This is a genomic window from Burkholderia sp. Ac-20353, assembly GCF_017104785.1.
Lineage (GTDB): Bacteria > Pseudomonadota > Gammaproteobacteria > Burkholderiales > Burkholderiaceae > Burkholderia.
In genome coordinates, this window is record NZ_JAAGPL010000052.1 from 1 (window position 1) to 16198 (window position 16198).

Annotated in this window: 13 protein-coding genes; 2 read left to right on the plus strand and 11 right to left on the minus strand. The window is 66.1% G+C overall.

Annotated elements, in window-relative coordinates:
- On the plus strand, positions 1-394 hold a 394-nt coding region (locus G3N94_RS17030; RefSeq protein WP_205793762.1), incomplete at its 5' end, for an Hpt domain-containing protein.
- Entirely contained in the window at positions 394-1608 is a 1215-nt protein-coding gene (opgC, locus tag G3N94_RS17035; protein ID WP_205793764.1) for an OpgC domain-containing protein, read from the plus strand. The genes G3N94_RS17030 and opgC, both read left to right, overlap by 1 nt.
- Here the strand turns inward: opgC and G3N94_RS17040 are convergent.
- From G3N94_RS17040 to glgC, 11 genes are all read right to left on the minus strand, one after another.
- Positions 1561-2040 carry a globin gene (locus tag G3N94_RS17040; protein ID WP_124599546.1) on the minus strand — a complete coding sequence of 160 codons (480 nt, stop codon included), beginning with the start codon at positions 2038-2040 and terminating at the stop codon, positions 1561-1563. The genes opgC and G3N94_RS17040 overlap by 48 nt on opposite strands.
- Positions 2041-2161: 121 nt before the next feature.
- Complete coding sequence (locus tag G3N94_RS17045; protein ID WP_205793766.1) at positions 2162-3526, minus strand: DUF3131 domain-containing protein; 1365 nt, start codon at positions 3524-3526, stop codon at positions 2162-2164.
- Positions 3517-5064 (minus strand): DUF3131 domain-containing protein, encoded by a 1548-nt coding sequence (locus G3N94_RS17050; RefSeq protein ID WP_205793768.1) that lies wholly within the window; start codon positions 5062-5064, stop codon positions 3517-3519. The genes G3N94_RS17045 and G3N94_RS17050 overlap by 10 nt, the downstream gene beginning before the upstream one ends.
- A gap of 19 nt (positions 5065-5083) precedes the next feature.
- Positions 5084-6403, minus strand: coding sequence for a DUF3131 domain-containing protein (locus G3N94_RS17055; protein WP_205793770.1), 1320 nt, complete (start codon positions 6401-6403; stop codon positions 5084-5086).
- Entirely contained in the window at positions 6400-8286 is a 1887-nt protein-coding gene (locus G3N94_RS17060) for a cellulose synthase catalytic subunit (RefSeq protein WP_205793772.1), read from the minus strand. The genes G3N94_RS17055 and G3N94_RS17060 overlap by 4 nt, the downstream gene beginning before the upstream one ends.
- A gap of 5 nt (positions 8287-8291) precedes the next feature.
- Positions 8292-10070: a glycoside hydrolase family 9 protein gene (locus G3N94_RS17065; protein ID WP_205793774.1), complete on the minus strand. Its 1779-nt coding sequence runs from the start codon at positions 10068-10070 to the stop codon at positions 8292-8294.
- Positions 10067-12298 carry a sugar-binding domain-containing protein gene (locus G3N94_RS17070; protein WP_205793776.1) on the minus strand — a complete coding sequence of 744 codons (2232 nt, stop codon included), beginning with the start codon at positions 12296-12298 and terminating at the stop codon, positions 10067-10069. Before G3N94_RS17070 ends, G3N94_RS17065 begins: the two co-directional genes overlap by 4 nt.
- A 3-nt stretch (positions 12299-12301) precedes the next feature.
- Positions 12302-12784 (minus strand): ATP-binding protein, encoded by a 483-nt coding sequence (locus G3N94_RS17075; RefSeq protein WP_205793778.1) that lies wholly within the window; start codon positions 12782-12784, stop codon positions 12302-12304.
- A 31-nt stretch (positions 12785-12815) separates the two neighbouring features.
- Positions 12816-13154: an STAS domain-containing protein gene (locus G3N94_RS17080; RefSeq protein WP_205793780.1), complete on the minus strand. Its 339-nt coding sequence runs from the start codon at positions 13152-13154 to the stop codon at positions 12816-12818.
- A 37-nt stretch (positions 13155-13191) separates the two neighbouring features.
- Positions 13192-14367: a SpoIIE family protein phosphatase gene (locus tag G3N94_RS17085; protein ID WP_205793782.1), complete on the minus strand. Its 1176-nt coding sequence runs from the start codon at positions 14365-14367 to the stop codon at positions 13192-13194.
- A gap of 236 nt (positions 14368-14603) precedes the next feature.
- Positions 14604-15884 (minus strand): glucose-1-phosphate adenylyltransferase, encoded by a 1281-nt coding sequence (glgC, locus tag G3N94_RS17090; protein ID WP_205793834.1) that lies wholly within the window; start codon positions 15882-15884, stop codon positions 14604-14606.
- Positions 15885-16198: the final 314 nt, after the last annotated feature.

Consider the following 16198-nt stretch of genomic DNA (forward strand, 5'->3'; position numbering starts at 1 on the left):
TCCCGCGACGTCGGGGCGCGAGCCGGCGCCCGCGCCGATCGCGGAGCGCACACCGCTGTTCGATCGCGGTCAGGCGCTGTCCCGTATCGGCGGCGATGAGCAGTTGTTCCGCGAACTGGCGCATTTGCTGGTCGATGAGGCGCGACAGAAGCACGCGGAGATCGACGGCGCGCTCGTCGGCCCGGATCTGGAAAGGCTCGCTCACGTCGCGCACAAGCTCAAGGGCGACGCCGGCACGTTCGCGAGCGCGCCGCTGTCCGATGCGACGGTGCAGCTTGAGCGCGCGGCGAAGAACGGCCAGCAGGAAACGGCGCTGGCGGCGGCCCGCGAAACGATCGCGGTGTTCACGGATCTGGTGGATGCGGTGCGCACCGACGTGCTGGGAGCGTCCTGATGAACTCGTTGAACGCATTGAACGCGTTGTACACGCGCACGACCGCCCTCGCCTACGCCCAGACTGAACGCGACGAGTCGATCGATTTTCTGCGCGGCATGGCCGTCGTGTTCATGACGGTCGTCCATATCGAATATTTTTCCGCGTTCAGCCTGCTCGCGACGGAGCGACTCGGTTTCGTGACGGCGGCCGAATGGTTTGTCATCCTGTCCGGGCTCGTGCTCGGCAAGGTCGGCCGCTCCCGGCTCGCGCATCTCGGCTGGACGACGACCGCATGGAAATCGGTGGCGAGAGGCGCGAAGCTGTATCTCGTCAACGTCGCGCTGATCCTGATCCCGATCGTCCTGCAGCCCGTCGGCTTCGTGAAAACCGCGTCGCTCACGCATTTCGTCGACGAGGCGACCGCGACCGTCTATCCGCTTTATCCGGTCGAGGGCTCCCGCCTGGAGGACTGGTTCAACACCGTGCTGCTGTTGCGCGGCGGCCCGCATCAGGCGCAGGTGCTCGGCCTCTATGTCGTGCTGCTGATTTTTTTCGTACCGCTGCTGCTGCTCGCGTTCCGCCGATTGCCGTCCGCGTTGCTGGCGCTGTCGGCAAGCTGTGCGCTGTACGTGTGGCATCTGTTCGTGCCGTTCCGTCTGTCGGACATGCAGTTCGAGAATGCGTTTCCGGTCGCCGCGTGGCAATTTCCGTTCGTCGCCGGGATGTTCGTCGGCTGGTTCTCCAACGAGGCGTATCTGCTGTTCGCGTCCCGCTTCAGACGCTTCCTGCTGTACGCCGTATGCGCGACCGGCGCCATCGTCATGTTCGTCCTCGCGCAGGGGCACCTCGATCCGTTCACCCCGGCGTGGGCCAAGTTGCAGGCGCTGCCGCACGGCGCGATCGATTCGCTCTATCTCGGCTACGCGCAGAAGAACGCGCTCGGGCCGCTGCGCCTGATCGACGATCTGTGTCTGCTGGTCGTGCTCCACGCGGTGCTGCGCAGCCAGTGGCGGCGTATCCAGCCCGTCGCCGGATGGCTGCTGGTGCCGATCGGCGGAGCTGCACTGTACTGCTTCGTCGGGCACGTCGTGCTCGTGCTGATCGCGAGCCAGGTACTGCCGTTCGGGCTGCGGCCGCCGAGCTGGATCGCGGGAACGGCGATTCATCTCGGCGCGATCGCGGCCTTATGGCTGATGGCCCGGTACGGCCCCTGGCGCAGGTGGCTCCGGTGACGGCGCGTCGGACGCGATGTGCGCCGACATCTGGCGCATGAATTCGAGGCCGGGCGCGATCGTCATCGCCCACGCGATCTCGACTCGCGTATCGTAATGGCGCTCGTCCAGCTCGCGCACCGTCGCCAGGATCGCCGCTCGCCACGCATTGAACATCTGCTCGGGGATCGCCAGCCTTGACGGACCGTGTTCGCTTGCGATCCGTTCGAGATAGTCCGACGTCACCTTCGTGTGATACAGGTTCAGCAGATGGAAGAAGGATTTGCGCATCAACGCCTTCTGGCGCGTCATTTCCGTATTCGCGAATTTCTCGCGTATCTGTTCCGACGAGTTCAGGAAAATCTCGTAAAAGCGGTCGAAAAAGCGCTCGCCGTTGTCGTTGCCCGTCAGGCGGTGATAGCTCTCCAGAAATATTTCTTCGTAGTTCGTCACGGCATTCTCCCGGATGCGTCGCGCCTGATTCCGATGCTCGTATCCAACTTGAAACGCAGCTCGCTGGACCGGATGGCGGCATTGCTCCATATTGCCCGACGCGCATCTGTCCGTCACGCACTCATTGCGGGCCGGGTTCGACGCTGGCGGCGATCGGCAGGCACGTTGCCGGGTGAGCGAATACGTCCTTCATGCGGGCGGAGAAATAGCCGTCGGCCCGCGCTTCGGGCACGAGCCGGCCACTCGACTTGTAAAGCAACGCTTCCAGCACGGTCGCGTTGGTCGACAGCGCGAGGGTGCGGTCGTGTGCGCCGGTCGCCTCGTAACGTCCTTCGAACCAGCCGCGATCCGCGTCGTACAGCGCATCGACGCTTCGCATCAGACGAGTGGTGTACGCGGTGTCCCACAGCACCCACAAGCCGAACGCCGCGCGCGTCGCGACGAGCGCGAGTTGCGGATAGGCGTGGCCGTCGTCGCCGACCGTGTTCCACGCATAGCCGTTCGCGAACACCGAGTCATACACGAAGTACGGCGGCTGATCGACCTGATGATCGGTGCGGGCGGTCAGGATCCCGTCCTTGCGCCATCGCGCTTCCTGCGCTCGATAGACCGCGTCGGCTTGCGCGGCGCCGTCCGGTCGCCCGCTCGCGTCGGCGCGCTGCGTCCCGCGCCAGCCGAATTCGATGCCGGACAGCAGCCACGGCGCGCTGACGAGCGCGTTGGTCACGCCGGACTGGCGCGGATCCCGCGCGTCGAAATAGATGCGCACGCCGTTCGCGTAGGCTTGCGCGAGCGGCGCCGCGTCGGCGTCGGACGCCCGCACGCCCCACAGGCGGAAGCCGGTGCCCGCATACGCGTCGTAGCCGGGCCGGATCTCGGCGACGCGCACGGTCTGCCGAGCGTCGATGCGTGTCGCATGCAGCGTGCCGTCGCCACCGACCAGTTCACACAGATTCCAGCGCAGCACCGCGCGGTCCACGTATTCGCCGTACTCGGGATAACGAGCGCCGATCGCATGCAGCCACACCAGCACGCGTCCGACATCCACCGCTGACGTGCCGATCGTGCCGGGCTGATTCGCATCGTTCGACATCGCGCCCGTTTGCGTGTTGTAGACGCGGTTCGGCAGGCCGTTCGGCAATAGCGGCATCTGGCCGAGGAAGCGCAGCACGTCCGAGAGCCGGCGATCGAACTCGTTGCGTTCGATCAGCTTGAGTTCCCGCGCGGCGACGAGCGCAGCGAGATAGTCGCCGATCTGCCACATCGTCGTCGCCGGATAGCCGTCCGCGGAATTGACGAGGCCCGTCGACGCGTTGGTGTTGTTCGCCACATAGCGCCACGCGGCGCGCGCCCAGATCCGTTCGGTATCCGTCAGCGGACCGATGCGCCCGGGATTGGTCAGCGCGCCGGCATTCAGTTTCTCGTAGCCGTCGATCACCGTTCTCGCCACGATGCCGCAACCGCTGCACGCGAGCGTCAGTGACATTGCGAGTACGCAGGTAAAACGAACGGAGCGTTGTCTTGGCATGTTGAGCATTGACAGGATTGCGAGCATGCGGATACGGCGAACGGCACCGTGGCCCCGCTGCATCCGGCCTGGCCGCGAACCACGGCCCGCGGGCGATTCCTGGGTGCGTTCTCCAGGTCATACGGATCGGTCAGCGTGCGTTCCCACAGGCTCGGCTGCCGCCCGCCCGGTTGCGGCGCCCGATCGTCGAACGCGAGCAGACGCCCTTTCGCCTTGAACATCAACGCTTCCAGCATGATGCCATTGTTATTGGCCGTGAACGTCTTGATCGGCCCCGCGCCGTTTTCGAGCACGCCTTCGTAGTAGCCCTTCGCCGGCTGATATTGGCCCCACACTGCATCGGCGAGCCGATCCGTATACGGGGATTGCCAGAGCACCCACATGCCGACGGCCGCCTTCGTCGAGATCGCCGCGAACTGCGGGACGTACTCGCCCTTCTCCGTAATCGTGTTCCACGCGTACCCGTCCGAGTAGATCGTGTCGTAGACGAAGTACGGCGCACCGTCGAGCTGATGTTCGCTTCGCGCCGTCAGGATGCCGGTCTCGACAAAGCGGTTCTCCTGCGCCTGATAGATCCGCTGCGCGAAATTCGCGATCCACGTGTCTCGGGACAGCTCCGCCTGCGTCGCGGCCGTGCGGTCGATCGTGTCGGCCCAGCCGAGCTCGAGGCCAGAGAGCACATACGACTCGCTGACCACGTAGTTGTGCTGGGAGAGCGCGCGAGGATCGCGCGTGTCGTACGGGACATCGACGCAATAGATCGGCACGAGCGAATAAGGCTCGGGACGCGACGCGAGGCAGGTCGAGAAGCCCCATAGCCGGAAGCCGCTCGCCGCGTATTCCTCGTAGCCGAGCCGGCCTTCCTGCACGTACTGGACCTGCTTGTCTGCCCCGAGCTTCGCGCCGTACATCGTGCCACACGCATCCACGACATGAGCGAAATTCCAGCGCAACACCGCGTGATCGATCGCGTTCGCATGCTCCGGGTAACGCTGCTCGATGATCTTGAGCCAGATCAGCAGCCGCCCGAGATCCACAGCCGAGTAGCCGATTTCGCCGGGCTGGTTCGCATAGTTGACCTTCTGCGCGGTCTGCGTGTTGTACACGGTGTTCGGCAGTTCGCCGCGAAACAGGTCGAGCGAATTCAGCGTCCTGAGGAAGGCGCCGACACGGTCGTCGAACTCGCGCTTGTCGATCAGGTCGAGGTTGCGCGCGGCGACGAGTGCGCCGAGGTACGACGCGGTGTCCCACATCGTCGTCGACGGATAATTGTCGCCCGCGTTCACGAACCCGGTCGCCGGCTGGTAATTGTTCTCGAAATACAGCCACGCCTGACGCGCCATCTGCATTTCGCGCGCGTCGAGCGGGCCGTGCCGCGCCGGGTACGACGCGGCGGGAATGGCTCCGGCCCGCTCGCTGTTCTCGCCGCCCGGGTGCGCGCATCCCGCGCACGCCAGCAGCAAGACGAACCAGACGTGGCGCAACAGTTTCCCCATGCTCCCTCCTCACGCCCGTTCAATTGCGCAGCAGCGGCCCGCGTTCAATATACGCGAGGCTTTCGAGTATCACCGCGTTCGTGTTCGCGTTGAGCGCGGCGTTCGGCTGCCCGCTCTTCTCGTACACGCCCGCGTACCAGCCCTTGTCCGGCTCGTTGGCGGTGCGCACGTAAGCGACGAGCCTGGCCGTATAGTCGTCACGAAACAGCGCGTGCCACGCGAACGCGGCCTTCGTCGACACCGAACGCAATGCCGACGCGTCGGCACCCGTATCGGTGACGGTCGCCCACGACTTGCCGGCCGAATAGACCGTGTTGTAAGCGAAGTACGGCGGACGGTCGAGATGGTCCTCGGTGACGGCCGTGAGCTGTCCGGTCGAGCCGTAGCGCGCGCGCTGCACCTTCAGCAGCCGCCACGCGAATTCCCGGGTGGTGCCGTCGAGGCCGAACTCCAGCCCCTGAAGCATGTAAGGCTCGCTCAGCACGTAGTTCTGCGCGCCATACCGTGCGGGATCGCGCGTATCGGTCGGAATCGTCACGTCGTAGATATCGACGAAGCCGAGATGAGGCGACCACGTGGCCGCCTGCGCGCAATCGACGCCGGTGAGCAGCAGCGTGCGCGCCGCGTACTGCTCGTAGCCGAGCCGGCCTTCCTGCTGAAGCACCACCTTGTCGGCCGCGCGCGACGCGCCGATCAGCTCGCCGTCGCGCGCCAGCGCCGGCAGCGACCAGCGCCGGGTGACCTTGTCGAGCGCGTCGGTGAAGCGCGGATAGCGCCATGCGAGGATGTTGAACGGCACCGCGAGACGCCCGATGTCGATGGCCGACCAGCCGATTCCGCCTTCCGCCTTCTTGTTCGTGTAATCGACCATGTCGAGCGTGCGCGTGTCGTACGACTTGTTCGGCAACTGGCCGTTGAACAGCGGAATGCGCGCCAGCGCGTCGAGCGCGGCGGACATCCGGCGATCGAATTCGTCGGTGCCGATGACGCCGAGCCGTTCCGCCGAGATCAGCGCAAGCAAGTAGGACGCCGTGTCCCACATCGTCGACGACGGAAAGCCGTCGACCGAATTGACGAGCCCGGTGGCCGCCTGCGTATTGGTCGCGAAATATCGCCATGCGATGCGCGCCGCCGCGCGCTCGTCGGCGGTCAGCGGGCGCTGCGCGGGCAGCGCGGGCGAATCGGCACTGCGCGTGATCGGTATCGACGGCGCCGCGGCGGCCGACGACACGGCGGGACTGTTGCGCTCGATCGCCACCACGGCCGCGAACGATACGAGGATCGCGGCGATGAGCACGAGATGGCTGCGCGCCCGGACGAGGTTCTCCTTGAAGCTCATCGACTGCCTCCCGTTCCGGACGGCACGCGCCAGCCGGACGCCGCATCATGTTCCGTTTCACTCGCTGCTCCCGCATCCTGCGATTGCGCTTCGTCGGGCGGACGCCAGAACGCCGCGAAGACCACCGGCAGCATCGCGAGAATATTGTTCGTGCCCCAGACCAGATTGACGACGATCGACGCGGGATCCACGTTCGCGCCCATCGCCCAGCGCACCGTTGCGCATGCGAGCGCGAACGCGGTCAGCGCTGCGATCGCGATCTGCGGCATCACCAGATGCAGGAAACTGCCTTCCTGCCGGTCCTTCGGCGTCACCGGGAACTTGATCGTCTCGCCGTTCAGCACCGCGCGCAGCGCGCGCAGGCTCACCGGAAAAAACGCGAGATAGGACGACTTCGCGGCCCATCCCGGTATCCCCCATGCGCCGAACATGAACGCCAGCTCGGTGCAGATGATGAACGGCAGAAAATGCCAGTAGAACGGGCCGCTGTAGGTCTGGACCGGCGAGATGTTCGTCAGCAGGTAGACGATCGGCGCGATCAGGAACATCAGGTTCCACACGCAGCCGAAATACGACCAGAACGTGCTGAGGTACATCAGCTTCTGCGCGAACGTCAGGCCCGGACGCAGCAGCGGGTTGTCGTGCAGCGCAATGTCGAGCGTGCCGCCTGCGTACTTGTAGCGCTGGATCGTCCACGTGAGCAGATCCTGCGGCGACAGCATCTTCGATTCGACTTGCGGATGCAGCACGGATTTCCAGCCGCGCGTGCGATCCGAGTGCAGCACGATCGACGTGTAGATGTCCTCGGACACATGGAACTTGTATGGCGTCATCTCCGAATGGGTCGCGGCCTGGCGGCGCAACTCCCGTTCGAGATCCGCGCGCAGCGCCGGATCCGCCACTTCGCTTGCAAGCCGCGTCGCTTCCCGGTCGACCGCGAGTCCGTACGCGCGCAGCGCCGCTTCCATCACCGCTTCACGCCGATGGATCGACGCGGCGCCGCAGCAGAACGCGGCATTCGTGCGATTGCGGCGGCGCTGGATCACGTCGTAGAACATCTGCGGATCGCTGACGAACGGGTCGGCGCCGATCCGGATCGGGCCGACGAATCGCTGCACGCCGCGGGCGAGCATGCGCGCGGCCGTGCCGAGACGGCGCCCGGCCCATGCGTCGAGTGTTTCGCCTTCGGGGAGATCGAAGAACCACTGCGGCGTCTGCACCCACGCGACCTTCGGATCGCGGAAATAGCCGAGCGTGTGTTCGAGGATCGTCGGGAACACGCGCGTATCCGCATCGCAGATCACGATGAAGTCGCCGTCGGTCAGATCCATCGCGTGGCGCAGGTTGCCGGCCTTGAAGCCGACGTTGTTGTCGCGCGAGATGTAATGCGCGCCCTCCTCGGCCGCGACCGCGCGCATGGCCGGACGCCGGCCGTCGTCGAGCACGTGCACGCGGTAGTCGATCGGATGCGGGTACGCGACGGTCCGCGCCGCGCGGATCGACAGCCGCACCAGCTCGACGTCTTCGTTATACGTCGCGATGAACAGGTCGACCTTTGGCGGGCGGTGCGTCGCGTCGGACGGCGTTTCGACGTATTCGGACGCCCATTGCAGCGGCGCTCGCCGCGGATAGTCGTCGACGCGCCACAAATTGAACACGAACAGCGCGAGCCCAATGTACGAAAGCGTCTCCGCCACCACGAGCGGCACCGCGAACCACATCGCGTCGTGGTTCAGCGATGCGCTCCAGCGCCACACGAGATAGTTCGCGCCGAACACGAGTGCGAGCACCGCGAAGAACTGCCACACGCTCTCGATCGCCGGGGAATGAGGCAGCGGCTCGGGCGGCTTGCGATGTTCGAAGGAATCGAAATAGAAGGCCATGGTCGCTATTCCGGGTTGGCGCCGACGCCGTTGCGCTCGAGCGCACCGATCAACGCCAGCAGTGACGCGTTGTAGTCGATCGCGAATTCGTTGACCGAATAGGCGCGGTCGTCGTCCACATAACTCAGGAGCCGCTTGCCGCGCGGCGCCACGTGATCCTGCGCGGCGTCGTTCGGGCCGCCGACGAACAGGCCCGGTATCGTCTCGCCCGCCGCACGCCCGTACAGGTGCGCGGGGTGCCGCACCGAGCGCTCGCCGATACCGGTCACGAACGACATGCCGAACGGATTGACGCCCAGCAGGAAATCGAGTTGCGCGAGCGCCGCGCGCAGGTAGCGTGGATCGCCGCCGTGGCGTGCCGCTTCGGCGAGCAGCACGCCCTGCTCCGCATCCATCTTGTTGGAGCCCCAGACGAAACGCCGGTTGGCGAGGCCAAAGCCGCTGCGGCGCGCATCGCGATAGGCTTCGTCCGCCGCGCGCTGGAGCGCGTGCGCGATGCGCGAGCGCAGCGTCGCGGGAATCGCGCGCGCGCCGCGCGCGTCGAGCAGATGCAAGAGCCCGAGCGCCGCCGGATTTTTCCATTCGAAGATCGCGATGCGGCCGGTCCACTCGGGATGCCGCTCGACGAAATTCAGATATTGCCGGTCCCCAGTCGCGAGCCACAGCTCGGCCGCGGCCCAGATTCGGTCGTCGACGTCGCTCAGCAGGCTCGGTTCGGGGTCGACGGTGGACCATACATACGGGCCGGACCCGCTGTCGTCGCCGGGATGCGCGTCGACGAACAGCGGCGCGCGCACGGTCCGCAACCACGCCCATGCGCGCGTCGCCGCCTCCCGATACCGCGCGGCCACGTCGGCGTCGATGTGGGTCCACGCGCGCGATGCGAGCGCGAACGCGGCGGCGGCCTTCGCGGTGTCGGCACTCGACACGCCGTACACGTAGCGCGTCTGCGTGTCCTGATCCGGCGATATCGCGCCGGGCCAGTTCGCACCGGACAGCTTGCGGTACAGCGCGCCGTCCGCGCGCTGCATCGCCAGCATCCAGTCGAGCCCGACCCGCACTTCGTCGAGGATGTCGGGCACGCCGTTGCCGCTTTCGGGGATATGCGTCTGCCCATCCGGGAAGCGTGCCGGTGCGTCGAGGTATAGCGACACGAGACGCCCCGCCGTGACGGCCGTCGTCGCCACGTACTTGCCGAAATCGCCGGCGTCGTGCCAGCCGCCCGTCGCAGCGATCCGGACACCCGCATGCGTGTCGCCCGCATCCGGACCGGCCGCATCGGGATGCGCGAGCACACCGTCGGCGAGATGATCGGCGGGATGCTTCAGCCCGGTCTCGGGATCATCGAGCGCGACGCCGCAGCGTTGCAGGTAGTACGCGCGCAGCAACGATCGTTGCACGCGGCTCAACACGTCGGCGGCGACCACGAACGTGGCGTCCGGCACGCCATGCGCCGACAGCCGGTAGCGTCCGGCGCCCTGCGGCGGCAATGCGAGCATCGTCACGACAAGGCCGCTGTCCGGATCGAGACGGCCCGGCAAATGCGGCCAGGTGCGCAGCACGCGCCCTTCGGCGTCGGTCAGGCGCACGCTCGTGCCCGGCGCGAGCCCGATGACGGCCGCCGATTGCGCGAGGCCCGGCAGATAGCCGGCCTGAACGACCGCGAAGCCGTTGGCCACTGGCGCCGCGAGCAGCGTTTCGCAGCGCGCGCCGGACGTGCAAACGAACAGCACGGCCGCGCAGAGCGCCGGGAGCGCAAGCCGGGAGCGGCGAGCCGCACTCATGGAAGCGCTCGCACGTCGAAGTCGAACTGGTTGGTGCCGAGCACGCGCCCGCCCGCGTCGCGAATCGTCGCTTCGAGCGCGTAGGCGCCGGCCGCGAGCTGCGGCACCCGCACTTGCGTCACCGGACTGCCGCTGTCAGCCGCCATGTCGAACACCGTGCGCCCGGCGGCAATGGTTGCCCCACCCGTATCCACTTTCCATTCGATGACGCTGTTCGCGTACGCGCTCCACGTATCGTTAATCGCCCAAAGCGTACCGTCGAACGCTTCGCCGGGCACATACGTCGCGCGCGTCCATTCGATCGACGGCAGCACCGGCTGATATGCGCGCGCGAGCGCCGCATACCCGCGTTTGGGACGGCGCAGGTAATCGACGACGCCCCAGTCGATCGACGGCCATCCTTCGACGAACATGAACTGGAAGATCGCCGCGACCGGCTGGTAGCGCTGGCGGCGCAAGGTCTCCGCGATCCGCTGCACCAGCCGCGCCTGATAGCGCTGCGAGTTCGCAACGAACGTATCGAGGTCGCGGCCGCGATCGATACCCGCAAGCTCGAAGGTTTCATGGCGCTGGAAGTCGTGATACGCCCATTGCGCCCATCCGGCGTCGCTCGCCGCCGTGCTGGCCGGCCAGCTGTTGCGCGCGCTGACGATATGGCGAAGCGTGGCCACGTCGGGCAGCGCCTGCGCACCGAACTCGGTGATGTTCGACTGGCTCATCGCGGGAATCGGGTCGGTCCACTTGCCCCAGTACCAGCCGAGCCAGAAATGCTGGCTGGTCAGCGAAGCGTCGTCCGCGTGACGGGTCGTGTCCTCGCGCAACGCGGCCCCCACCGATGCGGATAGCAGGCGGTTCTGCGCGGGGTTCCAGTCGGGATAGCGGTACTTCATCCACTCGGCGTCCCACGGCGGCTCGTTCTGGCCGGACCAAGCGATGATCGACGGGTGATGCCCGAGCAACGCGACCATGTTGCGCGCCTGCCCGGCCGCCTTCGCCGCGAAACCGGCCGAATCGTCGTAACCCCACTGCAGCGGAAAATCCTGCCAGACGAGCAAGCCCTTCTCGTCGGCCACGTCGTAGAGCGGCTGGCCTGCGACATGCGCATGCACGCGGATCGCGTTGACGTGCGCGGCGAGCATCAGGTCGAGATCGCGCGCGTAGGACGCGGCAGTCATCTGCGATAGCCACGGGCTGCCGATATAGTTCGTGCCGCGCAGGAACACCCGCCGTCCGTTGATCGTCCAGCACGAATGCGCGCTGTCGAAGCGGATCGAACGCACGCCGGTGCGGCGTTGCGCGACGTCCATCGTGCCGCGCGCGTCGGCCAGCGTGACGACCACCCGGTACAGCGACGGAAAGCCGTCACCGGCAGGCCACCACAGCGCGACGTCGTCCAGCTCGCGCCGGATCGTCAAGCGATTCGCGCCCGTCGCGAGCGCGACGCTCTGCTCGAACGTATAGTGTCGTCCGTCGAAATTCGCCGGGCTCACCTGCACGCGCAAGGTCGCGTCGGTGTCGCGCAACGCGCGCGCATCGATTTCGAGCGCGAGCGTCGCATGCGACGCATCGCGTTCGCCCGGCATCGTGTCGATCTTCACCGCATCGATCGCCGCGCCCCGGCTCACGCGCAGATAGGCGGGCGCCCAGATGCCGCCCGAGTTCGCGTCCTGTCCATGCGCGGACCACGCACCGCCCGGCCGCGTGTCGTGATCGTCCAATACGCCCTTGATGAGCCGCTTGCGTAGCGACCACTCGGCGCCCGGCAGCTCGTTCGGGCTTCGCACGAGCACCGCGACACGGTTTTTTCCGTCGCGCAGCGCGTCGGTGACATCGAACGCGAACGGCGCAAAATAGCCTTCGTGGCTGCCGAGATAGCGATCGTTGAGCCATACGTCCGCTTCGTAATCAACGCCGTCGAACACCATCGTCGCCATCCGGTCGGCACCGCCGCGCGGCAGCGCGAATATCGTGCGATACCACAGTGAGCCCTGATGATCGAGGCCCGCCGCGTACCAGTTCGCCGGCACGCGCAACCGTCGCCAGCGGCGATCGTCGAGGCTCGCGCGCCACGCGTCGGCCGGCGCGGCGCCGGCGTCGCGCACCCGCCACATCCCCGTGAGCGAGACGGCGGTTGCATCGTCGCGCGCTACCTGCAGCGGATTCGCGAGCGCCGCACACTGCCACGCGAGCAGAAAGACGACGGCGGCTCGTTTCGCGACGCGCGTCATCGTCTACCCCCGATTCTTGACGAGCCGAAGACGATTGATGCCGAGCCGCCTGCGATGCTCGACGCAATCGACCGATGCGTGCATGATGCCGAGCCCCATGCCGCCTTCCGGCAACGTGTCGATGTCCTCCGGATCGAACGGCGGTAGCGCCTTGCGCGCGTCGAACAGGCCCTGCGGCACAGGTTTGCCGCCGTCGAACAGGTCGAGCGTCAGCGCGCGCGTGCCTCGACGCAGCGTCAGCGCGATCACCGGCTCATGGGACGCCTGTGCCGCACGAGCCGTCGCGGCCGCTCCATGCCGGATGATGTTCGACGACGCTTCGATCACCGCCAGCTCGAACGTGTCGAGCCACGCGCCCGATTCGCCGCAGCGCTCGCAGGCCCCGCGCAGCCAGTCGCCGATGCCCGCGAGCGCGTCGAGCCGTGCCGGAAAGCGTGCGCGCGAATGCGGCACGGGCTTGTCCGGACGTTCGCGCCGGTGTTTCATCGGGCATTCCCGCGACGGGGCGGCCAGCCGCTCAGGCTTGCAGGTGCGCACATGCCGCGTCGGTGTCGGGAACAACCGCGAACACGCGATCCATCCGCGTCAACTGCAGCATGCTCTTCACGCCGTCCGCGACGCCGCACAGCACGATGTCGCCCTTGCCGCCCAATGCCTTGAAGCCCGACACCATCGCGCCGAGCCCGCTGCTGTCGACGAACTTCACGCATTGCAGATCGAGGACGAGTTTCGCGACGCCTTGCCTCGCGAGCGACACCAGCTCGTCGCGGATCTGCGGCGCCACCGACGCATCGAAACGTTGCGGCAGCACCTTGATTACCTTGATATCGCCTGAATTGCTCATTTCGGTCAGCATGGTTTCCTCCAGTGTTCCGGTCACGGAAGTGAATCGATCAATGCGACAGACGTTCCAGCGCCAGCACCGACACGTCGTCATCGAACGTGCCCCGGTCCGCGCCGCGCCATGACTGCAACTCCGACTTCAATGCATCCAGTACCTGTCTCAACGGCATCCGGGCGCGCGCCGACAGGAACTCGCGCAGCCGCTCGTCGCCGAACAGCTCGCCGTCGGGCGCCGCACATTCGGTGACGCCATCCGAATAGAGAAAGAGACGCTCGGCGGGACGCAACGTGAACGACACGTCGTCGTACTCGCAGCCGGGGAGCAGGCCGACCGGGAATCCACCGCTCCCGAGCCGCGACGCGTTCCCGGCCGCCGTAACGAGCAGCGGGTGCGAGTGGCCGGCCTGGGTCAGGCGGCCCTCGCCCGTACGCGTGTCGAGAATCCCGTACACCATCGTGAAATACGACGCGTCGACCGCTTCTTCTAGGAACTGCCGGTTCATCTCCTCGACGACCGACGCGGGAGACTGCTGGCCGGCCGCGCCGCGCGCCTCGGCGCCGCGCGCGAGCAGGCGGTTCACGATCACCGACAGCATCGCGGCCTGCACGCCGTGCCCGGCCACGTCGATCGCACAGAACATCACGTGGGTGTCGTCCACGGCCTTGACGTTCAGCATGTCGCCGGACAGGTACGCGGATGGCGCGAACAGCCATTCGCATTCGACGCCGTCGATCCGCAGCCGGGGCGCGGGCAGCATCGACGTCTGCACGGCCGCTGCGGCCTGCAGATCGCCGCGCATCTGGCGGTAAGCGGTGTCGAGGTGGCGGTTGCGCTCGGCGAGTGCGGCTTCGAGCGCGATCACGCGCAGCCCCGCACGCAAGCGCACGCGCAGTTCATTGATGTCGACCGGCTTGGTCAGGAAATCGTCGGCGCCGGCATCCATCCCGTCGATCAGCGCTTCCGAGCCGTCGCGCGCGGTCAGCAGAATCATGTAGATGTACCTGCCGAGCGTTTCCTCGCGAATCGCCCGGCACAGGCCGGGACCATCCAGTTCGGGCATTTCCCAGTCGCATACGACCATCGCGATTTCCTCGCGCGCACGCAGCAGTTGCAGCGCCTGCCAGCCATCCTCGGCTTCGACGATTTCGAAGCCGAGTTTCCCGAGCGTGCTGCGCAACAACAGCCTGTAACTGGCGGAATCATCGACGACGAGTATCGGTTGCATGGCCATGGTCGATATGAAGACAAAGCCCTCAGTTCGATCGCCGATGCGAAAAAATGCACTCGCGCTTTCAGCGTTCGGTGTTTCGCTATTTAACCGAACCAGCGCGGGTATATCAAGTCCGGAAAGTCAAAGCTCACAATAGTAATTGTGCCGATTGCGGTCATGCGTTTCCGTGAAGAATACCGGCGAATGTCAATCGGATGTCAATCGGCAATGCGAGCGAAATCGCGATTCAATCATGCTTGAAGCCGTTCGAGCATCGCGCGCGTCACGAGCACCACGCCATTCACCGTTCGTTCGAAACGTTGCGCGTCGAGCGCCGGATCCTCGCCGATCACAAGCTTGTCGGGCAGCACGCAGCCCCGGTCGACGACGACCTTCCTCAGCCGGCAACCGCGCCCGACCTTCGTGTCGGGCAGCAGCACCGCTTCGTCGACACGGCACGACGCGCTGACCCGCACGCCCGGAAACAGCAACGAACGCCTGAGCGTCGACGCCGATACGACCGAGCCGTCCGACACGATCGTATCGACGATGTCGCCACGCCGGCCCAGGATGATTTGCGGCGGCGGCCGATGCAGGCTGCGTGTCCAGATCGGCCAGCGCACGCTATCGATATCGAAGCCGGCCTCGCCCGAGGCCAACTCGAGATTAGCGGCCCAGAATGCATCCACCGTGCCGACGTCGCGCCAGTAGCTCTCGGCGGCAGGCGCTGCATCAATGCAGGACATCGAGAACGGATGCGCACGCGCCCGCCCGTCAGCGACGACGCGCGGTATCACGTCATGACCGAAATCGTGGCTCGACGCGGGATTCGCGGCATCCTCGGCCAGCAGCCGGTAAAGATAGCGCGCGTCGAACACGTAGATGCCCATGCTGACGAGCGACGACTCGGCGTCATCCGGCATGGGCGCCGGATTCGCGGGCTTCTCCGCGAACTCGATCACGTTACGCCGCGCGTCGATCGCCATCACGCCGTAGCCGTTCGCGTCGCGTCGCGGCACCCGGACGCAGCCGATCGTGCAGGATGCGCGCCCGTCGACGTGATCACGCAGCATCACCGAATAGTCCATCTTGTACACGTGGTCGCCGGCGAGCACCAGCACGTAATCGGCTTGCGTCGTCTGGATCGAGCGCATGTTGCGATAGATGGCGTCGGCTGTCCCGCGGTACGGCGGCTCGTCGCGCAGCCGCTCGGGCGACGGCATCACGTCCACGGTCTCATCGCGATCGGCGCACAGGAAGCCGAGGCTGCCCTGCACGTGCCGACGCAGCGAATGCGTGTTGTACTGGCTGACGACGCCGATCCGGCGAATGCCGGAATTGACGCAGTTGGACAGCGTGAAATCGATGATGCGAAACCGGCCGCCGAAGAACATCGCCGGTTTCGCGCGTCGCTCGGTCAGTTGCTTGAGCCGGGTGCCGCGCCCGCCCGCAAGCACGATCGCGAACGTGCGACCGGTTGGCGCGGTAATGCGCGCGCGTTCGGCCTGCCACCAGTCGGGCAGCCCCGTCATGCGGTCGAATTCGGCAAGCATCGCTCGCTCCGCTGAAAATCCGGATTCCAGCCCCCGTTCGGGTGAGCATCCGTGTAATTCGTCACGCACGCCGCATCCCGGGATCGATGGAATGCGCGCGGCGACCGGTTACGTGATTAGTCTTTTTCCGCCAAAACCAGAATTAGTCTCTTCCCGCCAAATTCAACGTCAGTCTTTTTCCGCCAAATCCGAAATTAGTCTTTTCCCGCCAAATTCAACCCGTAAAACGCGGTGACATTCAGAGGCTTGCATGCGATAAATTTTTATGTTGGCGTTCAATGCACCAATCCGGC